The sequence below is a fragment of the Chryseobacterium hagamense genome, assembly GCF_007991455.1.
GTDB classification, from domain to species: Bacteria; Bacteroidota; Bacteroidia; order Flavobacteriales; family Weeksellaceae; genus Chryseobacterium; species Chryseobacterium hagamense.
In genome coordinates this window covers 1-22,541 of sequence record NZ_BJYJ01000003.1, presented here as the reverse complement: position 1 = coordinate 22,541, position 22,541 = coordinate 1, and the positions used below count along the sequence as shown (strand labels likewise).

The 22,541-nt window shown below is 42.4% G+C and carries 21 protein-coding genes; 10 read left to right on the top strand and 11 right to left on the bottom strand.

All coding sequences use genetic code 11. From position 1 onward, the window contains the following. Positions 1–21 precede the first annotated feature (21 nt). The 6 genes from CHA01nite_RS04900 to CHA01nite_RS04875 all read left to right on the top strand — a co-directional run bounded on the left by CHA01nite_RS04900 (position 22) and on the right by CHA01nite_RS04875 (position 8,398). Entirely contained in the window at positions 22–3,717 is a 3,696-nt protein-coding gene (locus CHA01nite_RS04900; RefSeq protein WP_146940106.1) for a phosphoribosylformylglycinamidine synthase, read from the top strand. Positions 3,718–3,887: 170 nt separating this feature from the next. Continuing rightward, positions 3,888–4,919, top strand: a complete 1,032-nt coding sequence (locus CHA01nite_RS04895) for a hypothetical protein (protein WP_146940105.1) — start codon at positions 3,888–3,890, stop codon at positions 4,917–4,919. A 14-nt stretch (positions 4,920–4,933) separates the two neighbouring features. Then, the gene (locus CHA01nite_RS04890) at positions 4,934–5,896 is read left to right on the top strand and encodes a hypothetical protein (RefSeq protein ID WP_146940104.1); all 963 of its coding nucleotides are present in this window, start codon (positions 4,934–4,936) and stop codon (positions 5,894–5,896) included. Continuing rightward, positions 5,896–7,251 (top strand): hypothetical protein, encoded by a 1,356-nt coding sequence (locus tag CHA01nite_RS04885; protein ID WP_146940103.1) that lies wholly within the window; start codon positions 5,896–5,898, stop codon positions 7,249–7,251. Before CHA01nite_RS04890 ends, CHA01nite_RS04885 begins: the two co-directional genes overlap by 1 nt. A gap of 129 nt (positions 7,252–7,380) precedes the next feature. Next, complete coding sequence (locus tag CHA01nite_RS04880) at positions 7,381–7,764, top strand: barstar family protein (protein ID WP_146940102.1); 384 nt, start codon at positions 7,381–7,383, stop codon at positions 7,762–7,764. A 16-nt stretch (positions 7,765–7,780) separates the two neighbouring features. Continuing rightward, complete coding sequence (locus CHA01nite_RS04875; protein ID WP_146940101.1) at positions 7,781–8,398, top strand: SGNH/GDSL hydrolase family protein; 618 nt, start codon at positions 7,781–7,783, stop codon at positions 8,396–8,398. A 133-nt stretch (positions 8,399–8,531) separates the two neighbouring features. On the opposite strand, the gene CHA01nite_RS04870 is transcribed toward CHA01nite_RS04875, so the two are convergent. After that, positions 8,532–8,888, bottom strand: coding sequence for a diacylglycerol kinase family protein (locus CHA01nite_RS04870; RefSeq protein WP_146940100.1), 357 nt, complete (start codon positions 8,886–8,888; stop codon positions 8,532–8,534). An 84-nt stretch (positions 8,889–8,972) separates the two neighbouring features. Between CHA01nite_RS04870 and CHA01nite_RS04865 the strand changes: the two genes are divergently transcribed. The 4 genes from CHA01nite_RS04865 to CHA01nite_RS04850 all read left to right on the top strand — a co-directional run bounded on the left by CHA01nite_RS04865 (position 8,973) and on the right by CHA01nite_RS04850 (position 14,162). Continuing rightward, the gene (locus CHA01nite_RS04865) at positions 8,973–9,572 is read left to right on the top strand and encodes a hypothetical protein (RefSeq protein ID WP_146940099.1); all 600 of its coding nucleotides are present in this window, start codon (positions 8,973–8,975) and stop codon (positions 9,570–9,572) included. Between the two features lie 83 nt (positions 9,573–9,655). Further along, positions 9,656–10,786, top strand: a complete 1,131-nt coding sequence (dnaN, locus tag CHA01nite_RS04860; RefSeq protein ID WP_146940098.1) for a DNA polymerase III subunit beta — start codon at positions 9,656–9,658, stop codon at positions 10,784–10,786. 432 nt (positions 10,787–11,218) lie between these two features. Continuing rightward, complete coding sequence (gene pheT / locus CHA01nite_RS04855; protein WP_146940097.1) at positions 11,219–13,621, top strand: phenylalanine--tRNA ligase subunit beta; 2,403 nt, start codon at positions 11,219–11,221, stop codon at positions 13,619–13,621. Positions 13,622–13,754: 133 nt separating this feature from the next. After that, positions 13,755–14,162, top strand: coding sequence for an META domain-containing protein (locus CHA01nite_RS04850; protein WP_146940096.1), 408 nt, complete (start codon positions 13,755–13,757; stop codon positions 14,160–14,162). Positions 14,163–14,212: 50 nt separating this feature from the next. Here CHA01nite_RS04850 and CHA01nite_RS04845 read toward each other — a convergent pair whose 3' ends face one another. From CHA01nite_RS04845 to CHA01nite_RS20800, 10 genes are all read right to left on the bottom strand, one after another. Continuing rightward, positions 14,213–14,452 carry a DUF8828 family protein gene (locus CHA01nite_RS04845; protein WP_146940095.1) on the bottom strand — a complete coding sequence of 80 codons (240 nt, stop codon included), beginning with the start codon at positions 14,450–14,452 and terminating at the stop codon, positions 14,213–14,215. A 38-nt stretch (positions 14,453–14,490) separates the two neighbouring features. Continuing rightward, a complete protein-coding gene (locus CHA01nite_RS04840) occupies positions 14,491–15,753 on the bottom strand; it encodes a hypothetical protein (RefSeq protein ID WP_170234684.1) in 1,263 nt (420 codons plus the stop codon). 136 nt (positions 15,754–15,889) lie between these two features. Then, positions 15,890–16,780 carry a 3-hydroxybutyryl-CoA dehydrogenase gene (locus CHA01nite_RS04835; protein ID WP_174771809.1) on the bottom strand — a complete coding sequence of 297 codons (891 nt, stop codon included), beginning with the start codon at positions 16,778–16,780 and terminating at the stop codon, positions 15,890–15,892. Between the two features lie 9 nt (positions 16,781–16,789). After that, the gene (locus tag CHA01nite_RS04830) at positions 16,790–17,221 is read right to left on the bottom strand and encodes a hypothetical protein (RefSeq protein ID WP_146940092.1); all 432 of its coding nucleotides are present in this window, start codon (positions 17,219–17,221) and stop codon (positions 16,790–16,792) included. 31 nt (positions 17,222–17,252) lie between these two features. Next, positions 17,253–18,131: a CGA/CIA family class A beta-lactamase gene (gene bla-A, locus CHA01nite_RS04825; RefSeq protein ID WP_146940091.1), complete on the bottom strand. Its 879-nt coding sequence runs from the start codon at positions 18,129–18,131 to the stop codon at positions 17,253–17,255. A 477-nt stretch (positions 18,132–18,608) separates the two neighbouring features. Further along, a complete protein-coding gene (locus tag CHA01nite_RS04820; RefSeq protein ID WP_146940090.1) occupies positions 18,609–20,330 on the bottom strand; it encodes a cellulase family glycosylhydrolase in 1,722 nt (573 codons plus the stop codon). Between the two features lie 196 nt (positions 20,331–20,526). Further along, positions 20,527–20,880: a hypothetical protein gene (locus CHA01nite_RS04815; protein WP_146940089.1), complete on the bottom strand. Its 354-nt coding sequence runs from the start codon at positions 20,878–20,880 to the stop codon at positions 20,527–20,529. Next, positions 20,870–21,118 carry a hypothetical protein gene (locus CHA01nite_RS04810; RefSeq protein ID WP_146940088.1) on the bottom strand — a complete coding sequence of 83 codons (249 nt, stop codon included), beginning with the start codon at positions 21,116–21,118 and terminating at the stop codon, positions 20,870–20,872. The genes CHA01nite_RS04815 and CHA01nite_RS04810 overlap by 11 nt, the downstream gene beginning before the upstream one ends. A gap of 28 nt (positions 21,119–21,146) precedes the next feature. After that, on the bottom strand, positions 21,147–22,109 hold the full coding sequence (locus CHA01nite_RS04805) for a Gfo/Idh/MocA family protein (RefSeq protein WP_146940087.1): 963 nt from the start codon (positions 22,107–22,109) through the stop codon (positions 21,147–21,149). Positions 22,110–22,314: 205 nt separating this feature from the next. Further along, on the bottom strand, positions 22,315–22,541 hold a 227-nt coding region (locus CHA01nite_RS20800; protein WP_228458342.1), incomplete at its 5' end, for a hypothetical protein.

The following is a 22,541-nucleotide window of genomic DNA, read 5'->3' as shown; positions in this document are numbered from 1 at the left end:
CTAAATAAAAACTGACATCTAATGTCTCAAAACAAAAGAATTTTCGTAGAAAAAAGAGGAATTTTCGATGTGGAAAGTCCAAAAATTTTTGATGAAGTAAAAGCGGTGGTGCCCGCGGTACAGAAAGTAAAAGTGTACAATGTATACGACATTTTCGCCTTGAAAGACGGGGAATTTGAAAAAACTGTAAACAGCACCTTTGTAGATCCCGTGACAGACATCCTGCATGAGGAAAATCCTGCTTCATCCATCCATTTTGCCATGGAGTTTTTGCCGGGGCAGTACGACCAACGTGCAGATTCGGCGCAGCAGTGCATCGCTTTGCTTACGGAAAATGAAAAATCCAAAGTACGAAGCGGAAAGCTGATCGAATTTGAAGGCGTTTCAGAGTCGGACCTGGTAAAAATCAAAGACCTGCTGATCAACAAAGTGGAATCCCAGGAAAAAGATCTTTCCATTCTGGATATTCCTGCGGAAGAAGCACCGTCGAAAGTCATCACCCACGAAAATTTCATCAGTTTTGATGACGCCCAACTGGAAGTTTTCTATAACAACCATGGGTTTGCTCTAGGGCTTGACGATCTGAAATTCATTCAGGAATACTTCAGATCCGAACAGCGGAACCCTACGGAAACCGAACTGAAAGTGCTGGACACGTACTGGAGCGACCACTGCCGCCACACGACTTTCGAGACGGAACTTTCAAACATCGAATTCGAAGGGCAGTTCAGGCATACGCTGGAAACGATCTTCAACGATTATATCGAAAAAAGAAAATTCTTAGGCCGCGAGCTGAAGCCGGTTTCCCTGATGGATCTGGCGACGGTTTGTGCCCGGTATTTCCATAAAACAGGCAATCTGGAAAACCTGGTGGTTTCCGATGAAATCAATGCCTGCACCATTCAGATCGAAGCGGAATACGACGGTAAAAAAGAGCCATGGTATCTGTTATTCAAAAATGAAACCCACAACCACCCGACGGAAATCGAACCGTTCGGAGGGGCGTCCACCTGTTTGGGAGGAGCGATCAGGGATCCTTTGTCCGGGCGTTCTTTCGTGTTCCAGGCGATGAGGTTAACCGGTGCGGCAGATGTACTGGAGCCGGTGGATCAGACTTTACCGGGGAAACTGCCTCAGAAAACCATTACCAAACAGGCCGCTAACGGATATTCCTCGTATGGGAACCAGATCGGTCTGGCTACCACCATGGTTTCTGAAATCTATGATGAAGGCTATAAAGCCAAGCGTATGGAAGTAGGCTTTGTAACCGGGGCCGTTCCTGTAGATTGGGTAAGAAGGGAGAAGCCGGAAGCAGGTGATTCCGTTATTATCCTGGGAGGCGCAACGGGCCGCGACGGTGTTGGAGGAGCCAGCGGAAGCTCAAAAGAACAGGACGAAACCTCGATCCATACCATGAGTTCAGAAGTACAGAAAGGAAATGCGGTGGAAGAACGCAAAATCCAGAGGCTGTTCAGAAATCCTGAAGTAACGAAGCTGATTAAAAAATCCAACGACTTCGGAGCCGGAGGGGTATCGGTAGCCATCGGTGAAATTGCCGATTCCTTAGAGGTAAACCTGGACGTTCTGCCTTTAAAATATGAAGGACTGAACGGAACGGAACTCGCTATTTCAGAATCCCAGGAGAGAATGGCCGTGGTGGTGGATCCGAAAGATAAGGAACAGTTTATTAAATTCTGCGAAGCGGAAAACATCGTTGCCGTTGAGGTAGCGAAAGTAACCGATTCCGGAAGGATGCAGATGTTCTGGAAAGGAGATAAGATCGTGGATCTTTCAAGGGAATTCCTGGATACGAACGGCTGTTCCAAGAGCCAGGAGGTGAAAATTACCCACCTGAACGAAGTAAAAGAAGAAACCCAGGCATTCAGCGAAGAGAATTTCTTAAAAATATTAAGCGATAAAAATGTAGCATCCCAGAAAGGACTGCTGGAAATGTTCGACTCTTCCATTGGCGCGACAACCGTTGCGATGCCTTTGGGTGGAAAGTACCAACAGACCTTAATGGAAGGAAGCGTTCAGACCCTTCCGGTCATCGGAGCAAAAGATATTGAAACCGTTTCCCTGGCGAGCTGGGGCTTTGATGCGGAGATTTCCAGGCAGAATTCATTATTGGGAGCCTCGTATGCCGTAGTGGAAAGTGTGGCGAAGATCGTAGCGATGGGCGGCGATTACAAAAACATCAGGCTGAGCTTCCAGGAATATTTTGAAAAACTAGGGCAGAACCCTGAAAAGTGGGGCAAGCCTCTGGCTTCATTACTGGGAGCTTACGACGCTCAGATGAACCTCGGCCTGGCTGCCATCGGAGGAAAAGACTCGATGAGCGGAACCTACCAGGACCTGAATGTGCCACCTACCTTAATTTCATTTGCCTGCGCCAACGGCGAAAAGAAGAACATCATTTCTCCTGAATTTAAAAAAGCTGGAAATAAGATCTATTTCTTTAACCATACTGCCCAGGAAAATGGGCTGCCGAACTATGATGCTTTAAAAGCGGTTTTCGAACTGATTTTTGAAAACATCAAAGCCGGGAAAATCCTTTCCGTAAAAACCGTGAAAGAAGGCGGTGTTGCGGTTGCCCTGGCAAAAATGAGCTTCGGGAACCGTTTGGGAGCTGAGGTGACTGTTGAAGAAAATGCTTTAATGTCTAAAAAGATAGGAAGCCTGATCATCGAATCTGCGGAGGAACTGAGCTCCGTTGACCTTCAATTGATCGGGGAAGTCACAGAAGAGCAGGTGCTGAGCATCAACCGTTCCGGATTCCGGATTTCAGATCTTGAATCCTCCTATACCGGAACTTTTGAAAAGCTATTCCCGACGGTTGAAAAAGAAAAGCTTACGATTGAACTGGATGAAAAATTAAATTCAGTAAACCCAAGAAACATCTTCATCAAAAAACATGGCATCGCCCGGCCGAAAGTATTTGCTCCGGTATTCCCTGGAACCAACTGTGAATATGATACGCTGAATGCTTTTGCCAAAGAAGGCGCAGCCATCAGCAGTCTGCCGTTGATCAACATCCGCCACCGGTTGCTGGAAGAAAGCATCGATGCATGGGTAAAAGAAATCGCTTCTTCCCAGATTTTAGCGTTCTCAGGAGGCTTCTCTGCCGGTGATGAGCCGGACGGTTCTGCTAAATTCATCGTAAATGTGCTGAAGAACGAAAAAATGAGAAATGCCGTTCACGAACTGTTAGACAGGGACGGGATGATCATCGGGATCTGTAACGGATTCCAGGCACTGGTAAAATCAGGATTGCTGCCTTACGGAAGGATCAAGGACCTGGATGAAGATTCACCGACTTTAGCTCATAATGCGATCAGAAGGCATATTTCCCAGATGGTGAACGTAAGAGTCGTAAATGACGAATCGCCTTGGCTGAAAGGAATGAAGGATCAGGTATTTACCATCCCGATTTCCCACGGGGAAGGACGTTTCATGGCGTCCGAAGCAGAAATCCAAAAGCTGTATGAAAATGGGCAGATTGCCACGCAATACCTGGATCTGGAAGGGAACATCGCCCACGGAATGCCGTTCAACCCGAACAATTCATTATTCGGAATCGAAGGGGTAACCAGCCCGGACGGAAAAATTTTCGGAAGAATGGGCCACCCGGAACGTTTTGCCGAAGGACTGATGAAAAACATCCCGACTGCGAATTACCACAACATCTTTAAGAATGGAGTGGAGTACTTTAAATAAGTAATCGGATACATAAAATAAATAGAATGCCTTTGTTGTAAAACAGAGGCATTTTTCTTTTGTTTTATCCTGTAAATATTTCCCGTTTTACGGAAAACCGTAATGAAAATGCTGAAAACCGCAATACCTTGCCGTCGCAAATAATACATAACATACGATAACTTTTAACTATGAATACAAAAATTACGGTAACCGACCTGTTTCTCGGTATCCTGGCGGTCATGCTGATCGGCGTGAGTTTCTATCAGACCTGGATGGGGCTGCAGCAGATCTTTGGAGGGAGTTCCTTTGTTGTCGCTTTAGTGCTTTCCCTGATCCTTCTTTTTCTGCTCTGGCAGATCAGGCGGGCAAAAACTGGCGGTGGATCCGCATCATCGCTGGGCTGGATCTATTTTTTCTTCGCCATCTTCTGCTTTGTAGCGAATTTCAATGCCTTGTACACCCGGTTTATGAGAACCGATATTTATACGACCGAGCTGCGGGACGTTAATGAAAAATTCAGTGCCCTTGAAACCGGTGTGGAATCCAAGCTGAATTACTCAGTGCCGGATGCTAAAGTACGGCAGGCCATCAGAAGCGAACTGAATCTCCTGAAAATCCAGATCAGTGATCCTAAGAATGTCGGGATAGGTCCTGAAGCAAGACAGATCCTGGCAAGAATCGAGAAAATGATCGGTAAGAAAGTAACCCCGCTTACGCCGGTCAGCGAAACTCCCGATGGATATGCCGACCTGGCCGACCGGATGGAGGAGCAGATTGTCCAGATGGTCTACAATCTGACACCTGAAGAGAAAAGGCTGATGAGTGACATCAATGACGCTTCTCTACGATGGAACAAAGAAATCCAGACCCTTTTACAGTCGCCGCCTGAAGCCATAAATATGATGGCACAGGGGCAGATCGATAAATCCCTGACGGAATACAACCGGTTAGGCAGCAGGGCGGAATCTATTTTCGGAAGAGATCAGTTTAAGTTTGAGCCGGCACATTCGGAAACCCAGGAGGTCGGTAAAATCGGTTATGCGTTCAGCCATGCCATCAAAAATTTCGGAATGTTTCAACTGGTCGTTCTCGCCGGATGTATTTTGCTGGATTTCGGGATTATGCTGATTATTCTTTTGATGCCCACCGAGAACAACAGCAATACAGGCCGCAATGAAAGTATTTTTAACAGCAGACGCAGCGGAAAAACGATAATCTGATAAACAGCAGAAATATGGATTGGGATAACGAACCTTTGAAGCCACTGTCTTTCAATAAAGGCAATGAAGCGCTTAAACCACTGAATTTCGATGATGAGGACGCCTTAAAGCCTTTGTCATTAGATGATAAAAAGGAAACCATCGATGATCATTTTGTTCCGATTGCGAAAGGAAAAGTCTCGGAAATTAAGAACAAGGACAGCAATTTTGTTTTCTTTTTCGGGACGGCATCTTCCGGGAAATCGGTGATACTGGCAACCATGCTGTATTACCTGCGTTCTACGGCGGGAGTCATCAGGCCGAAAATAGGAACGCCGAACACTGCGGAAGCGGAAAGCCTTCTGTACGATTTTTTCGAGAACATCAGCAAGGGGATTTTACCGGCAGGAACAGTAAAGGATCAGGTCACCCGGCTGGATCTGGTGTTCGAACCGAATAATAAATCAAAGAAGGTAAACCCCATTAATCTTACCTTTTTAGAAACCTCAGGAGAAAACCATAATGAAATCAGGCGGGGAGGAAACTACCACAGCAGTATAGAAACGTACCTTTCAGCGAATTTACCGCTTACATTCATTATTGTCACAAGCTATGAGAATGCCCATAAAGACGATATTCTGATCAATACTTTTTTAAATAGGCTTGAAAAATACGAGAAAAAATTAAGGTCTGTCAATATCATTCTGGTCATTTCCAAATGGGACAAATCCGGAAGGGCAGAAGTTGAAGACTCAACACAGCTGGACGACTTCATCAGGGAAAGACTTCCGATGACTTCCACGGCCATGGATACCTACAGCCTGGCGAAAACATTCTACACCGTAGGCGAGCTGAATGAGGATACCAACAGGGTAACCTTACTGAATCTGGACCGGGCCAAAAAATTATCGGAATGGCTCTATGAAAGCATTTCAGGGTATCCGCTGTACTATGAAGGGACCTTCTGGGAACGTATAAAATTTAGCTTTATCAACTGATGAGCAGCGTTAATTTAATCGCCTTCGGAACGTTCGGGAACCCTAATGGCTTTACCCAGACCTTTTTTGCAGGAAATCCTCTTTCCGTTAAGACCTTTGACATCAGAGGTTCCATACGGGTCTATCCCGACAGTAAGTTATATTCCATACGTAAAGAATATAAAGATGGATCTCCCATGGTTGCTTATGCCGTTTACACCTATGCGAAAGAACCTTCTTCCGCCAGGGAAGGATCTTTCATCGGATCGGCCATTCTGTTTATCGATGAAATTGCAGAGGAAAACATCACCATCCGTTGCCTGAACGAATTTCATGAAAACCTGACCGGCAAAAACGTAGAAAATGATACGCTTTCCGTTAATCATTCAGATAACTTTTTAGTCAGTAAACTTTCCGACTTTGATAAAATCAGATTCAACCTGAAGAAAATAGACACGCTGGATTCTGCCGAAATAACCAATAAACAGTTAATGGTCTATTGTGAAACACATCCATCCGCATTGCAACCGATGTTCAAAAGATCCCTCGACTTGCTGAATGTTTACGATACCATTTATTTTACGTCGAGCAACAAAATCGCAGAATGGGTCCACCAGAAAAACATCTTCCAGTTTGTGCAGAAAGACGGATTTGAAAATGAGATCCGGAAGCTGTCGGAAGATAGGAAACGCAAAATCCTGGAAACCATCGCAGATTTTGAAAAGGAGAAAAGCCGGTTGGGAGATACGGAAAGACAGGTCTGTGAAGATATAAAGGGTAAAATTGAAAAAAATAAAGAGCAGCATGCGGCCAATGCCGAAAAAATAACGGAATCCGAAAAGAATTTGACGAAGATCAGTGAAGTTTACCGAACTTTTTCACGGAAAATCGATGAGCTGGTAAATCAGCTGAAGACAGCGGACAGTTCCGCTTTAAACAGCATCCGGCAGGCTTATAAAGAGAATAAAAATGTGTTTACGGAAAATATCAGGGATTTAAAAGTGCCTGACCTGGCAACAGTTTCTGAACCGAGGCTCTCACAGAGGCCGGAGCCGTTTAAACAGTCGGGGCCTTATCTTCAAAGCTATCCCAGCGAAAGACGGGAAAGAACGGATCGTCCTGATACTTTCAAAATGGCAACCTTTGTTCTTTCCCTACTGTTGGCGGCGGCCATCGCAGGTTTGGTCTGGCTTTATTTATATCCGGAAAAGAAAGTTGTACAGGTTTATAGTACCCAACAGGATGATAACAATACACCTCAACAGGAACCGATTGTAGAAAAGCAAACCGTTGATACTATTCCGGCCCTTCAGGCCAAATCTAATGGAGACATTGAAACTCAGATTAAAAATGAGATTGATGCGAAGTCAAAATAGAAACTCTGATACCCTCCGAATTGATTATATTTCCATTTTTAATTAAGAAAACTGTTTTTTATAAATTGATAATGCTGTATCTTTAAGCTGATTAAAACCAGCGAAAAGTTAAATTTTGGCGGCAGTAAAATGGAAAAAGAAAATAATAAACAAAATGTGACGGTCATCAACGGCCGTCATTTTTCAGATCTGGAAGGATTTTATGATGAGGTTTCCCGGCTCCTGATGAAAGATGAAGACTGGAAAGTCGGAACGCTGGACGGTTTTGATGATATCCTCTACGGTTTTCAGGGCCAGATAACCTGGAAAGATGCGCAGAAATCCAAGGAAGATTTAGGATTCGGTCTTACAAAAGAATTTTATGAAAACAAAATCAGGCAGGGAAAGCCATTTAATGTGGTGTTGATCGGACAGAAACTGGATGAGCTGCTGGCAGGGAAAGGGCCGACCCTTTTTGAAATTTTAGTGGAAATCATACAGTCTCATCAGAAGATTTCTTTAATTTTGGACTGATTTAATACAAACAGAAATGAAGTACGGATTATTTTTCGGGGACAGCATTACCTATGGAGAATACGATGGTGTATTTGGCGGCTGGGTAGATATCCTGAAGCGGTATGCTTTGCAGAAATACAATGAAGGGAGCAATGAGCTGATTCTCTTTAATCTTGGGATCGGAGGGGAAACGACCGAAGGGCTTGTCAGAAGGATTTCCCACGAAATGGAAGCGCGGAATTCTGCGGAAGGAAATTGGGTATTTATCGGTTACGGAGCGAATGATTTAGCCATAAAAGAAGGAGTACAGGCGGTAGAGCCGGAGCAGTTTAAATCTAATATTTTATTGGCTGTACACCAGGCAAAACAATATGCGGAAGACATTTATCTGATCAGCATCCTTCCTGTTGCTGAAAAAACTGACGGCGTGCAAACAGCTTCCGGAAAATGGAGGACTATGGCAGAGGTCGTAAAATACAATCAGATCCTCAGATCGATTGCCGCTGAAAATGATTTGCATTACCTGGACTTTTATTCGGGTTTTGTGGATGATAAGGAGGTTCTGCTTTCGAAAGACGGCGTGCATCCCAATGAAAAAGGCTACGGAATAATGGCTGAAATGGCGATTCCGATTATTGAAAAATACCTTTGACACGGCATTGTACAAAAAAAGATTGATATAGAATTTATTCAGGGGAATATTGATGGGTATCAGTAGAAATGCAATATTATCCTGAGCCTGTCGGAAAAACTGCGTTTTTACAAAACATCATCCTGTTCTTTGTTTAAATAAAAAAGTATTTCCAATACACCAAAACTCCTGTAATAGCGGAAATCAAAGCCATCAGCAGAACCGCTCCCGCAGCAATATCTTTGATGAATCCGATCCGGGGATCAAATTCCGGCCGAATGATATCACAGATCTTTTCAATAGCCGTATTGAAAATTTCCGCTGCCAGTACGCCCGATGAGACGAGCAGGATCAGTACGGCATCAGGTGTTGAAAGAGATAAATAAAAAATTAAAAAGAGGTTGATCAGAAAAGCTGCCGCTTCCAGCCGGAAATTCCTTTCGCTTCTGATCATCATGAAAATCCCACGGAAAGCATTCAGGAAACTTTGACGGAGAGGTGGTTTTCGCATAAGAAAGATTATACGCAAATATAAAACAAGTATTCCGGGATTATCCGGTAGATCCGCTATCTTTGGAAACATTAATTCAGATCAATGAAAAAAAGTAGATCAGCCTTACTCCTGATCCTGCTGTCTGCAAACGGATTTTCGCAGGATTATAAAGCAAAAATAGGCACCTCGGCCTGTGAATGTTTCAAGAAAGTAAAAGCGGAAAATACCGATCCTAAAATACTGGAAACAAAACTGGGATTCTGCATCATCAATGCGGCTGAACCCTATGCCAGGCAGCTTAAAAAGGAGTATAACCTCGATATCCTGCGTGATGAATCTTCAGAAACCGGGAAACTGGTGGCGACCTGGATCCTGAAAGAATGCCCGGACCTCTTTCTGGAAATGGTGGACCGTGAAGAAAAAAGCGATGCTGAAGGGCAGTCTTCCGACCTATCGGTCAGCGGGACGGTTTCCCGGATCGAAAAAGACGGATTTGTTGTATTTCACATTGTGGGAGCGGATGGTAATCTCACGAAACTGTACTGGATAACCGCTGTACAGTCGGGTCTCGACCTGCCTGAAGAATATCCGTTGCTGCTGAACAGGAAAGTAACCGTCCAATATTACAGGAATGAAATATTCGATGCCGGAATAAACAGCTACAGAAACCTGAATATAATCTCAGCGCTGAAAAAAGATTAACGGTCTTTGTGAAAAACTCCTTTGATTATTCTTCTTAATCTGTTTTCTATTTATTATATTTGTAAAAACTTATTTTTAAATCTATGAAATTTATTATTTCAAGTGGAGAACTGCAGAAGGCTTTGCAAACTGTAAGTGGCGTAATATCAAGCTCACAGTCGAGACCGATTTTAGAAAATTATCTTTTTGAATTAGACGGAACTCAGGTTACCATCACCGCATCCGATGGCGAGACGACGCTGGTAACTTCTCTTGAGGGGAAATCTGATGATACGGGTAAATTTGCCGTGCCTGCAAAGATTTTTCAGGATTTTATCAAGACTTACGGGGAACAGCCGCTTACGCTGGTCGTAAAGGATAATGCAGAAGGAACGGGAAGTCAGCTTGAGATTTTAGATGAAAAAGACAACTTCGCCGTGGCACTGGACAATGCAGACGATTATCCGGAGCTGCCGGAATTCGATGCTGCCCAGAGTGTGACGATGTCTGCCGGGGTTTTATCAGAAGCATTGACGAATACGCTGTTTGCAACGAGCAACGATTCCCTTCGTCCTGTAATGACGGGCGTATTGTTCCAATTCGGAGAGAATGAAACCAATTTCGTTTCTACGGATTCCCACAGGCTTGTGGTATACAAAAGAACGGATCTGATGAACGCCGAACCGATGGAATTCATCATGCCGAAGAAACCGCTGAACATTTTCAAAAATATACTGGCCAGCTCAAATGAAGACGTAACCATCGAATTCAATGAAAACATGGCTAAATTTACTTTCGGTAAGCATGTCTGGATCTGCCGTCTGATCGACGGGAAATACCCGAACTATACTGCGGTAATTCCGAAAGAAAATCCGAATGTACTGACGATCAACAGAAACCTTCTGTTGGGTGCCATTAAGAGAGCATCGATCATGTCAAACAAATCCACTAACCAGGTGAGGTTTAAATTGTCGGCAAACATCCTTCATCTTCATGCAGAAGATACGGAATATGCGAACAAGGCAGATATGCAGATTCCTTGCGACTACAACGGGGAGGATATCAACATCGGGTTCAGCTCCAAATTTCTGACGGAAATGCTGGGGATCCTCGGATCAGATGATATTACCATGAAAATGTCCCAGCCGAACAGACCGGGAATCATTGAACCGCTTGACGGTCTGGAAGACAATGAAAGCATCCTGATGCTGTCTATGCCGGTTATCGGACTGTAACAGCAATCTACATAAAATACAGAAAGAGGTTTTGATTTCAAAGCCTCTTTTTTGATGGATTCAATTCTGAAAAACTAAGAGTCTTCTCAATTGAATATTGATTTTATCCTTGGGAAAGGAAAGTATCTTCAGCCTGGAAAATCAATTTATTACTTGCTTAGCGGTATCATGATATGAAGGTAAAGAACAAACAAAGTTTATTTTAATTCAGAAAATGAAGAGAAAAACCGGGAAAGTTTTTCAGATTACCCCTGAAGAGGTTCTGAAAATTAAAGCCATACCATTACCTGAATCTATACAAAAATTGCAATTGGCTGAGGTAATTTTAACTCTTAAAATCTGTTATAAATTTCTGTATTTATCAAAAAAACACGACATTTGTAAGCTTAAAACCGTACAGTAAAAATTGTACAAAAATTCAAAATATATTCAATGAAAATATCAAACAACTGGCTTAAAGACTACATCAAAACGGAATTGAAAACGGAGAGAATCGGTGAGTTCCTTACGGATATAGGTCTGGAAGTTGAAGGGATAGAAAAATTTGAAAGCATAAAAGGCAGCCTGGAAGGAGTGGTCGTGGGTAAAGTTCTTACCTGCGAAAAACATCCGAATGCAGACAAACTTAAAAAGACAACGGTAGAGGTAGGAAACGGAAAAGTCCTGAACATTGTTTGCGGGGCTCCGAATGTGGAAGCGGGACAGACGGTTCCCGTAGCGGTTGTCGGAACAAAGATCTATGATAAAACCGGAAACTTTTTTGAAATCAGGGAAGCCAAGATCCGGGGAGAAGTTTCCCAGGGAATGATCTGTGCGGAAGACGAATTGGGGTTGAGCGACGATCACGGAGGAATCATGGTGCTGGATGAGGAAAAGTACGAAGTCGGAAAGAATTTTGCTGATTATTTTGAACTGACTACCGATGAGGTACTGGAAATCGGATTGACGCCGAACAGGACCGACGCCATGTCCCACTACGGCGTGGCAAGGGACCTTCACGCGTACCTCCTGACCAACAAACAGAATTCAGGTTTTGAGAAAGTGTCTTCCGTTGCCCTGAATAATGAAGGCTCCCACGAATTTACGCTGGTAGTGGAAGATCCGCAACTATGCCCGAGATACATCGGAGCAGTGATTGAAAACGTAAAAGTAGCAGATTCCCCGTCGTGGCTGAAAGACCGGCTGAAAGCCATCGGTTTAAGCCCGATCAACAATATTGTGGATATCACCAACTATATCCTTCACGGCTACGGACAGCCGCTTCATGCTTTTGATGCCGATAAGATTGCCGGTAAAAAAGTGAAAGTGGGAACCGTACAGGAAGGAACGAAATTCACGACACTGGATGGGGTGGAAAGAACACTGAACGGTTCCGAGATCATCATCAAAGACGGGAATGATAAGCCGATGTGTATCGCCGGAGTGTTTGGCGGTGCCGATTCAGGCGTTTCCTCAGAAACAAAAACCATCTTCCTGGAAAGTGCCTATTTCAATCCGGTAGCCGTGCGGAAAGGAGCCAAATTCCACGGGTTGAATACCGATGCCTCATTCAGGTTTGAAAGAGGGGTGGATCCGAACATCACCCGGACGGCGATTACCCATGCCATTAAACTGATTCAGGACCTCGCCGAAGGAAAACTCATAGGGGAACTTCTGGAAGAATACCCTAAGAAAATTGAAGATCAGTATGTGATCATCAGGTTTTCAAAGATCGAACAGATCTTAGGAACAAAAATCCACAGGGAAAAGGTAAAGGAGATCTTAAAAGCGCTTGAAATCCAGGTGCTGAATGAAATCCAGAACGGATATGAAATTTCTGTTCCGGCCTACCGGGCAGATGTTACCCGTGAAATCGACGTGATCGAAGAGATCCTGAGAATCTACGGCTATAATAAAATCGATGCACCGCAAAAAATATCGTTCACCCCGGTGAAGCTCAGCGCACAGGATCAGGATGAACTGGAAAACAGCTGGGCAAGAACGATGCAGGGGCTAGGATTTAATGAGGTGATGAACAATTCACTGACTTCCGTAAAAGATGAAACGGATGCCGTAAAATTGCTGAATCCTCTGAGCAATGACCTGGCATTCATGAGGAAGTCTTTGCTGGAAGGGCTTCTGCAGAACGCCATTTATAACATCAACAGGAAGAATCAGAACATCAGGTTTTTCGAATTCGGAAAAGTTTATCATAAACGGGAAAAATACGAGGAGAGAAAACAGCTGGCCATCCTCGTATCCGGAAGGGATGTGGCCGAAAACTGGCTGCAGCCGAAATCCGTCACAAGCTTTTACAACCTGAAAGCGTATGTGAACGTGCTGCTGGAAAAACTGGCCGTCGATTACAAAGAAGTGGCTTTATCCGATGAGAGATTCTCCGATGCGCTGGCGTATGAAGTGGATGGGAAAACATTGGTAAGAATCGGGAAAGCAGCACCTCAGATGCTGAAAGATTTTGATATCGAGCAGGAATGTTTCTACGCTGAAATCGAACTGGAATTTGCCCAGGAGCTGCGTTCAGGAAATGAACTGAAGTTCCGCGATATTCCGAAATTCAATAAGATCAGAAGAGACCTTGCCCTGTTGCTGGATAAGGAAGTAAATTACCAGGACCTTTATCAGGCAGCTAAGAAAAATAAATCGCCTTACATCAAAAGCATTAACCTGTTTGATGTCTACGAAGGTAAAAATCTTCCTGAAGGCAAAAAGTCTTACGCCATGAGCTTTGAGCTTTTAAATGATGAAAAGACACTGGAAGAAAAAGAAATTGCATCGGTGATGGATTCTCTGGTAAAATCTTTCCAGAAGGAATTCAATGCAGAACTGAGAGGATAAAAAACGGGCTTCGGCCCGTTTTTTTTAGCCTTGTCAGAGCTAAAAGCTCCAACAGGGCTTCACAATAAAATCTCCGGAAAGCCCGTTTTCATTATAATAATTCGTAAATTTGATTTAAATCAAAAAGAAAAAAATGAAAAATCTTTTTTTAAGTTTAGGTATGGCGGCGATTTTGGTTTCCTGTGGGGCAACTGCAGGTTCTTCTGCAAAATTAGGAAAGGCACAGGCTGCACTTTCAGGAACGAAATGGGCATTGGCCGATAATGTAAAAGGGAAAATTCCTACGCTGAATATCGACGGCGAAAAAATAAACGGAAATGCAGGATGCAACAATTATTTCGGGACGGCAAGGGTAGAACCGGCTACCGGAAACTTCTCTGCCGGGCAAATGGGTTCCACCAGGATGGCCTGCGAAAATATGAGTGTAGAAAAGAACTTTATGGATATGATGGGGAAAGCCAATAAATATGTGGTCACCGGAAACGTTCTGGAACTGTACCAGGATAACCTTCTTCTTCTGAAATTCAATAAAGCGGAATAAAAATAAAAAAGGAACTCTTCGGAGTTCCTTTTTTTATATTCGGGTCGTTATTATTCTTCCTCTTCGTCGTCGTACTTAGCCAGCTCTTCATCACACCATTTGAATGCAGACTCTACTACTTTTGTAGCCTCATCTGCCATCGTCTCCTCGTCATCGCCTTCCAGATCATCCAGCCACTCAACTTCTTCTTCTTCAACGTTAAGAATGAATCTTGGATATTCTGTATGAACGACGAACAAATCCTCTGGAAATTCCGAATTATCTGCTAATAAAAACTTTGGTAATTTCATTTTTTTAATGTTTTAACTTTAAATCAAAGATAATAAAATTATTGGTATTTGTTCCTGTCAATCTTCATTTTTTGCAAAACTTTATATCTCGTCAATGTGGTTCTCTGCAGGGTATCTTCCGGCTTGTAAGTCAGTGAGGTATTTGCATTTACCGTACTGATCAGTTCTGCTACCTGCACTTTATCAAGGTCTTCGGCGGTTTCCAGATAATACTTTACAGGAACATGGTCCAGCTTTTCAGACTTCAGGAATTGTTTGATTTCCTTTCTGTTTTCAAGGTAATTGCCACGGGAAAGCCATGTAAACAGCATTCCGGAGATGATGCTTAAAAACCCGACAGCATATACTTTAAGGTCTGCCATCCCGAACAGTTTTTTAAAATAAACCAGCCACAGCGGAAGGCTGAAAGGCGCAAGCAGCCTGTAATCAATAGGGTTAACCGAATAAAAATACTGGATGAAATAAGAACAGATAATGCCGCTTACCCCTGTAAAAATGAAGAAGGTTTCGGTTTCCGACAACTTATACTTTACAAAGGTGTAAATCATGCCCAGTATATTAACAAGCCCGATCCCGTAAATGGCATAATTGATCCTGCCGCTGCCGGGATCAGCAATGTGGATAAACGGATTAAAAGTGGTACAAAGCCCTTCATACAATTCCTTTAAAAGCTCTGAAGTGGGGTGCAGCCCTATTTCCAGGGCTTCATGTACATAATTTTCATTAAAATAATCTATAAATAGAAACTTATACAGAACGACAAATACTCCTGCGATAATCCCTGAAATGATAAATGTCCGTGAATATTTCCTTTTAAAAAATACCAGCCCGAAAAGGCCCGTTCCACCGATAAAGAAAAGCGAACTGTACCGGATGTTGTAAAGTACGATCAGGCTTAAAGACAGATAAAATAGCGCCTTGCCGCCTTCAAGTCTGCCATCAATAATTAAGTCAGCGACGTACAGGAAAAGGAAAACAAAAGGGAGAATCAGCGCTTCGCTCATCGTAAAAGAAAAAATGGAAAGAAAGCTGAAGAGTGAACAGACTATAATGGATTCGCTGAAATAAAATCTCTTCTTTCGGGTAAAGACAATGATGAAAAGCATCGCCAGTATTCCGACAGCTTTGCTGCCCCAGAACTCATCTAATCCGAAAAAAGTGAAAAATTTAATGGCCAGAGGATATCCCAGGGGAGTAGTGGTATTGTCGATGGTCGGGAAAACATGGGCAAAACGCATATACCGGATCGAATCCGGACTTACCCGGCCCTTTTCATTAAGTAAAAAACGAAAAATGGTCATCACTAAAGTAATGATGACCAAGGCTATCTGAATATTTTTTTCTTTGAATCGTATCAAGGTAGATGATGGTTTGAATCTGGAATCCGGTTTTGATGCCCAAATTTATAATTTATAATCCATAACTCATCACTGATCTTTATTTTGAAAACATTTTGGCCACTTTTTCAGCCTTTTTGCTTTCGGAATAATCGTAGAACCCTTCTCCTGATTTCACACCTAATTTTCCGGCCATTACCATATTTACCAGCAATGGATTCGGTGCGTATTTGGGATTTTTGAAACCGTCGTACATTACATTCAGGATGGCGAGGCATACATCAAGACCTATAAAATCTGCCAGCTGAAGCGGTCCCATCGGGTGTGCCATTCCCAGCTTCATTACCGTATCGATTTCTTCTACTCCGGCCACTCCGTTGTATAGGGTCTCTATGGATTCGTTGATCATCGGCATCAGGATCCTGTTGGCCACAAAACCCGGGTAATCGTTCACTTCTACCGGAACTTTTCCTAAGGTTTTGCTCATTTCGTAGATCGCATCAAACGTTTCTCTGGAAGTAGAGTAGCCTTTGATGATCTCTACCAGTTTCATGATTGGAACAGGGTTCATAAAGTGCATCCCGATTACTTTGTCCGCCCTTTTGGTAGCCGCCGCAATTTTTGTAATGGAAATTGAAGAAGTATTGGTGGCCAGAATACAGTGCTCCGGTGCCAATTCATCCATCTGTCCGAAGATTTTCAGCTTCAGTTCCTGGTTTTCAGTAGCTGCTTCCACAATAAGATCGGCATTGCCCGCCGCTCCCTGCAGAGCCGTAAAGGTGGTGATGTTGCCTAAAGTTTCCGATTTCTGTTCTTCCGTAAGGTTTCCCTTTGCAATTATTCTGTCAAGATTGGTGGTAATGGTTTTCAGTCCTCTGTCCAAAGCTTCCTGGGATACGTCCACAAGATTGACTTTGAATCCGCTTTGGGCAAAAGTGTGTGCAATACCATTTCCCATGGTTCCCGCTCCGATAACTACAATGTTTTTGATCATTTTTCCTTATTTAGTTTTAATTGTTTTTTGGGTGGATATCAATGTTAAATTCCGTGCATTCATCAGATCGGCTTTTTTTACGGTTTCCTTTTCATCGAAGTTCACCATACCGGTACTTTCGGATTTCCGTGCTCTGTTCTGGCTGCTGACCGCCGATTTCAGTCCTTTGACGAAGGCTGTTTTCTGCGTTTTCGTAAGTCCGTCCGTTCCGATATAAAGGTTGTATTCGCCTTCACGGCCAAGGCCGCTCTTTTTATACACTTCAAGATTTTTAACCTTATTTTTATTTTTAAACTTCGTCAGATAGTCCATGACCGGCTGATCGGAAGGAGTTCCGCAACACACGCTGGCATATCCTACCTGAAGATAATTTTCGCTCTTCTGTGCAAAGAACAGGATCGAGCTGAATAATCCCAGGGTTGCTAATACTTTTTTCATTTTTAACGGTTTTAAAATTAAGCTTAAATTTTTACTTATTAAAATAATCCCAGACCAACTTTGAAATATCCGAGATCATTTTACAGTTCACTTCCTGCGTTTCCGCTGAGTTACTGACGAATACAGCTATTGCATAATGCTTGCCATCGGGCAGGGTAATAATGGCAATTTCGTTTTCAGCACCGGTGAGGCCGGCATTATTCTTTCCGGAAGCTCCCGTTTTCCTTGCTGCAGGCGTATCTTTCGGCAGCTGGGCAATAAGCTTGTTCATTCCTGTGGATGTGGAAAGCATTACCTTCATCAGGTAAGCAGTCGACTTTTCAGAAAGCAGTTTTCCGTCATAAAACTTTTTCAGAACATCCGTGGCAGAAACTGCCGTTGAATAATTTTTGTATTGCGCATTCCAGTCCTGGTGCATGTCGGCTTCATTATATTTGATCTGAAAACCTTTAACTCCTTTGGAATCCATAAACTTCTGAACGGTTCCTGTTCCGCCCAGCAGCTTTAATAAAATGTCGCAGCCGTTGTTGTCGCTTTTCGCTACGGTATATTCGATAATTTCACTCAGAGGCACCTCCGCGCTGCCATTCGGGTATTTGTCCCTGAGCGGCGACCAGGTATCCGGCATTAAATTCGCTGCATTCAGGGAAACTTTCTGATCCAAGGACAATTTTCCCTTGTCCACCCGGTCAAGAACCGCCGCAGCAATGTGAAACTTAAAGACACTCTGCATCGGAAGTTTTTTCTCTCCGTTTTTACTGTACTTAAAGCCATTTTCAAAACCCAGGACCGATACTCCCACCGTTGCTTTTTTACCTTGAATAATTGAATTGATCTTTGAATCCAACCCGGGCTGCTGTGCAAAACTGAATACTGAGATTAAGAGGAATAAAAGGATGATCTTTTTCATTTTTTTTCTAAACTTATTTAAATTTAAAGGTAAGCTTTTTAATTTTAAACAGGCGGTCGTCCAGATTATTTCCCGGAGATGGTGCAGGTTTTTGAAGACGACAGCATATTTTCAAGGCGATGGCTTCGGCTCCGCTTGGCCACCGGGGCTTTTAATTTAAACAACAGCCAAAAATCTCAGTTTTTGAAAACTTTTGTGTGCTTTTAAATAGGTATCCTTTAATTTTTATGCGCCATCCATATCTTTGGATTCTTTTGACTCTGTGAACCTTCGGTTTATGGTTAAAATTTCACGGTTAAATCCATACCACAGATTGAAGCAGATTTTCACAGACGATTATGTTTAAATACTGCGAAGCGTATTTTTGCAAAACGGTAAACAACATACATAGACAATGCCGGAAAGATTTTATTTTCATGCTTTTTCAAAAAAAATCCCTCTTAAAATTTAAAAGGGATTATTAATTTGATATTTTTATTATTTCAGTTCGAAACTTTTAAGGTTTACCCCGTCGTTCTCGAAATAAATGCGGATTTTGTTTTCACCTTTTTTAAGATTGATTCCTTTTAAAGAGGCGGTCTTCCAGGTTTCATTTCCGCCCGTCGGCTGCAGGGTAACCGCACCCAGTTGTTTTCCGGAAGCATCTGCAATTTTAATTTTTGAAGGAACCGTACCTGCATAGTCTATAATAAGGGCATACGCTCTGCCGGAGTTTGCATTAAGGGTATACTGAAGCCATTCGCCGCTTTCTGTTTTTCCGACATAGTATTCATTGTTTTTACCTTTATAAATATCAACACCGTCATTTCGCAGCTGATTACCGGAATTCCACTCGGATCTTTTTGCAGGATCGCTTACCCAGAGATTAATGAAATCTTTATCCAGATAGGCGGCCCCCATCCTTCCGAGGTCATAATCCGCAGCAGAAACTTTTCCGGGAGCCTGAAGGTTTTTGAAAGGTTTCGTCGAACCGTCGGTGGTCTGTCTGAACATGGCATCAACCACATCATTCCTGATCTCCACATTGCTGAACTTATAATTCTCGGCCATCTGCATCAATGCCTTTCTTGCAAATTCTTCAGAGGGTTTCTCACCGCCATTTTTCCAGTAATCCAGAAGTTTTTCATATTCAGGAGTTATCTTTACGTTGGTAACACCGGCGATATTGTCGATCTTCTTCATCGGCCAGAAGGCATAGCCGATGTTATGTTTGTCCAGCAGCCGGATCAGTTCCGTAAACCATACGTTGGAATTCTCTCCCGTTTCTCCGAGCCAGATCGGGGCATTGTGCTTTTCCCGAAGATCAAGAGCAAATTTAAGGGTTGCATCATCATTGTTGTTCCAGTATTTATGGAAGCTGAACACCATATTGTTGTCCCAGAGCTGCGGCAAGCCGTTGTAATTGTTTCCCCAGCCGTTGCCTTCGATAATGATGAGGTGTTTCTGATCTACCATACGGATGGCTTCCGTAATTTCTTTCTGCAGTTTCCAGAGCGGCGCATTGGACATTTCATCCGTTCCGTTCGGGTTTTTCCCGGTAAAGTTGATGTTCGGTTCATTGATCAGGTCATAACCGCCGATCCAGGGCTCATCCTTATACCGATCCGCCAGTTTTTTCCAGAGGGCAATCGTTTTCTTCCGGTTTTCCTCGCTTTCCCAAAGCGACGGCTTCGATTTGTCGTTGTCCGAAATATTTACGTCATTTCCCTGTCCGCCGGGAGCGGCGTGAAGATCTAAGATCAGGTACATCTTATTATCGGCACACCATTTCAGGAGATTATCGGTCATGTCGAAACCTTCTTTCAGCCAGGTGTTCTGCCCTTTTACCGGTTCTTTCTCAATTGGCAGTGTGTAAAGGTTATAATGCATCGGCAGCCGGATCGAATTGAATCCTGCCTTTTTAAGGAAATCGATATCCTGTTTGGTGATTCCGTTTTTCAGGTAGGCTTTGTAGAACTCATTCATCCCGTCTTCACCAATGAGTTCTGCGATCTTTTCTTTGATCTTGTATTGCGGACCGGCAAAATCGGCCGTCTTCAGCATATAGCCTTCCTGCAGCATCCATCCTCCGGGGCCAAGACCTCTCAACTGTATATTCTCACCTTTATCATTAACAATTTTCTGACCCTGCGTTTTTAAAAGTTGTGATGTCCCAAATTGAGACAATAAAAAAGCGGATAATAGGACGGCTCGTTTCATAATGGTTTACTTATTTAAATAATAGGAGATTGTTTTTAGAAATAAAATTGTAAAGTAATCACAAATATATTAAAATTATTGTATTGTAATTATTTTAAATTAAAGAATCGAAAGTTAGGATTTAACAATTATTTGTCAGAGCAAATTAGGGTTTAAATAAAAAAACGAGCTTAAACTCGTTTGTGTTCATTATTTTCTATTTTATATTCTGCCATTTAAAATCTTTGTCTTCATTAGAAAGTTTTATTCTATCTGTTTTTCCATTCTGAATTTTCCATTGGGCTGTATAAGCTCCTGCACCATCAGAGAAAAAGCCATAAAGTAAATAAAAACCTGCATAATATGTAAGTTTAAATTGATAGTTATTCAACGCTCCAGTTAAATTAGGGTTAAACATCTGTGAAATATCTAATTCAATATATTTTCCCTTAATATAAATTACTAATAATTTTAATTCATTTTTTGGCAAATCCATTTTAAAATCTGACCCATACCAATCTTTATTATCGATAGTGCAGATGTATCTGGCATCCTGATTTTTATTTTTCACAATATTCAATATTATGATTCTCAGCTTTAAAATCTTTAATTCTCCAGCGAAGATGTATAGAATCTGTTAAATCAATTCGTCCTGATTTGGAGTTCTCAAATTCTTTAATTCTTTCTTCAAAAATTTCTATTTTTCTTTTTTTAATACTCCTTGGACTTAAGTAAAACTTTTGGTAAATAATGATTCCTGCTAGTAATAAAAAGAAAAAGCCAATTATGAGAATTAAAACCTTTTTCACAAATAAGTAATTAATACTATTGATTTATCTATGAAATCAGCTTCATAATCTCCAAAGCGACTTTCAGCGCTTCGGTTCCGTCTCCAAGGGACACTTCCACATGCTTGTCTTCGGTAATCGAATCGGCAAAGGAATTTAACTCATCTAAGATGGCATTGTTCGGCTGGATGTTCGGGTATTCAAACAGGATCTGGTTTTTTTCGCCTTCCGCATTTTCAATGATCATATCGAACGGAGTAGGGGTCTCCGGTGCATCTTTCATCCGGATGACTTCCGCCTTTTTCTCCAGGAAATCTACCGAAATATAGGCGTCTTTCTGGAAGAAACGGCTTTTCCGCATCGCTTTCATGGAAATTCTGGAAGTCGTTAAATTCGCTACGCAGCCATTTTCAAATTCAATTCTCGCATTGGCAATATCCGGGGTTTTGCTTACGACACACACACCGCTGGCATGAATATTCTTCACTTTTGATTTTACCATGCTCAGTAAAATATCAAGATCGTGGATCATCAGGTCCAGCACAACCGAAACATCGGTTCCGCGCGGATTGAACTCGGCCAGGCGATGGATTTCGATAAACATCGGATTGTTAATGTATTCTTTGGTGGCAATAAAGGCAGGATTGTATCTTTCGACGTGTCCGACCTGCGCTTTAATGCCTTTTTCCTCGCATTTTCTGAGGATTTCTTCAGCCTGTTCCAGCGTCTGGGTTACCGGTTTCTCAATAAAGAAGTGGAGCCCTTTTTCAATGGCCTTGAGCGCATAGTCGTAATGGTAAACAGTGGGAGTGACGATATCCAGCATATCGATCTGCTCAAGCAGTTCATCAAAATTTTCAAAATACCGGTATCCGAATTCCGCTTCCAGTTTTCTTCCGTTCTCGGCATCCTTATCATGAAATCCTACAAATTCATATTGATCCGACTGATTGAGAAGCCGCAAATGGATTTTTCCCAAATGTCCGGCACCTACCAAACCTGCTTTTAACATAGCTGTATTAAATTTCCGTAAAGATAATAAATTTAAGGTTTCAGCCGGGATGATAGATTTTAGGTCAGGAAAATTAAATGGAATTATTTAAAAATCTCTTTTGGATTGGAGTATCCATATACATTGTTGAAAAATCGTGAAAGTACAAAGTCTTCAGGAAAAGGCATGCCTTTAGGTCGTAAGAAATCTGACAAGTCAAATTTGTTTACCGTTCAATATTTGTTTCTAATGAAAATTGTATCATTTTATTTAATTCTTCCCTACGGTTACAACCCAATCCGAAGTCTAAGTAAATATCTTTAATTAAAATCCCCCTGAACTGGAGGGTTGCGAAAATTAAAAGAATTTTTGGCGGGGTGGTCTTGAAGTGAATATTCAATGGTAAATGGTGGATTTTGCGTTGTATCCGAATAACCACTGCAGGATTTAGAA

Excerpts from the sequence above, each read along its gene's own strand:
- CHA01nite_RS04865 (WP_146940099.1), top strand. The coding sequence starts at position 8,973 with ATGAAAAAAAGTAGATCAGCCTTACTCCTGATCCTGCTGTCTGCAAAC.
- CHA01nite_RS04880 (WP_146940102.1), top strand. The coding sequence starts at position 7,381 with ATGGAAAAAGAAAATAATAAACAAAATGTGACGGTCATCAACGGCCGT.
- CHA01nite_RS04875 (WP_146940101.1), top strand. The coding sequence starts at position 7,781 with ATGAAGTACGGATTATTTTTCGGGGACAGCATTACCTATGGAGAATAC.
- dnaN (WP_146940098.1), top strand. The coding sequence starts at position 9,656 with ATGAAATTTATTATTTCAAGTGGAGAACTGCAGAAGGCTTTGCAAACT.
- CHA01nite_RS04845 (WP_146940095.1), bottom strand. The coding sequence starts at position 14,452 with ATGAAATTACCAAAGTTTTTATTAGCAGATAATTCGGAATTTCCAGAG.
- pheT (WP_146940097.1), top strand. The coding sequence starts at position 11,219 with ATGAAAATATCAAACAACTGGCTTAAAGACTACATCAAAACGGAATTG.
- CHA01nite_RS04820 (WP_146940090.1), bottom strand. The coding sequence starts at position 20,330 with ATGAAACGAGCCGTCCTATTATCCGCTTTTTTATTGTCTCAATTTGGG.
- bla-A (WP_146940091.1), bottom strand. The coding sequence starts at position 18,131 with ATGAAAAAGATCATCCTTTTATTCCTCTTAATCTCAGTATTCAGTTTT.
- CHA01nite_RS04895 (WP_146940105.1), top strand. The coding sequence starts at position 3,888 with ATGAATACAAAAATTACGGTAACCGACCTGTTTCTCGGTATCCTGGCG.
- CHA01nite_RS04850 (WP_146940096.1), top strand. The coding sequence starts at position 13,755 with ATGAAAAATCTTTTTTTAAGTTTAGGTATGGCGGCGATTTTGGTTTCC.
- CHA01nite_RS04885 (WP_146940103.1), top strand. The coding sequence starts at position 5,896 with ATGAGCAGCGTTAATTTAATCGCCTTCGGAACGTTCGGGAACCCTAAT.
- CHA01nite_RS04900 (WP_146940106.1), top strand. The coding sequence starts at position 22 with ATGTCTCAAAACAAAAGAATTTTCGTAGAAAAAAGAGGAATTTTCGAT.
- CHA01nite_RS04840 (WP_170234684.1), bottom strand. The coding sequence starts at position 15,753 with ATGACCATTTTTCGTTTTTTACTTAATGAAAAGGGCCGGGTAAGTCCG.
- CHA01nite_RS04870 (WP_146940100.1), bottom strand. The coding sequence starts at position 8,888 with ATGCGAAAACCACCTCTCCGTCAAAGTTTCCTGAATGCTTTCCGTGGG.
- CHA01nite_RS04805 (WP_146940087.1), bottom strand. The coding sequence starts at position 22,109 with ATGTTAAAAGCAGGTTTGGTAGGTGCCGGACATTTGGGAAAAATCCAT.
- CHA01nite_RS04890 (WP_146940104.1), top strand. The coding sequence starts at position 4,934 with ATGGATTGGGATAACGAACCTTTGAAGCCACTGTCTTTCAATAAAGGC.
- CHA01nite_RS04830 (WP_146940092.1), bottom strand. The coding sequence starts at position 17,221 with ATGAAAAAAGTATTAGCAACCCTGGGATTATTCAGCTCGATCCTGTTC.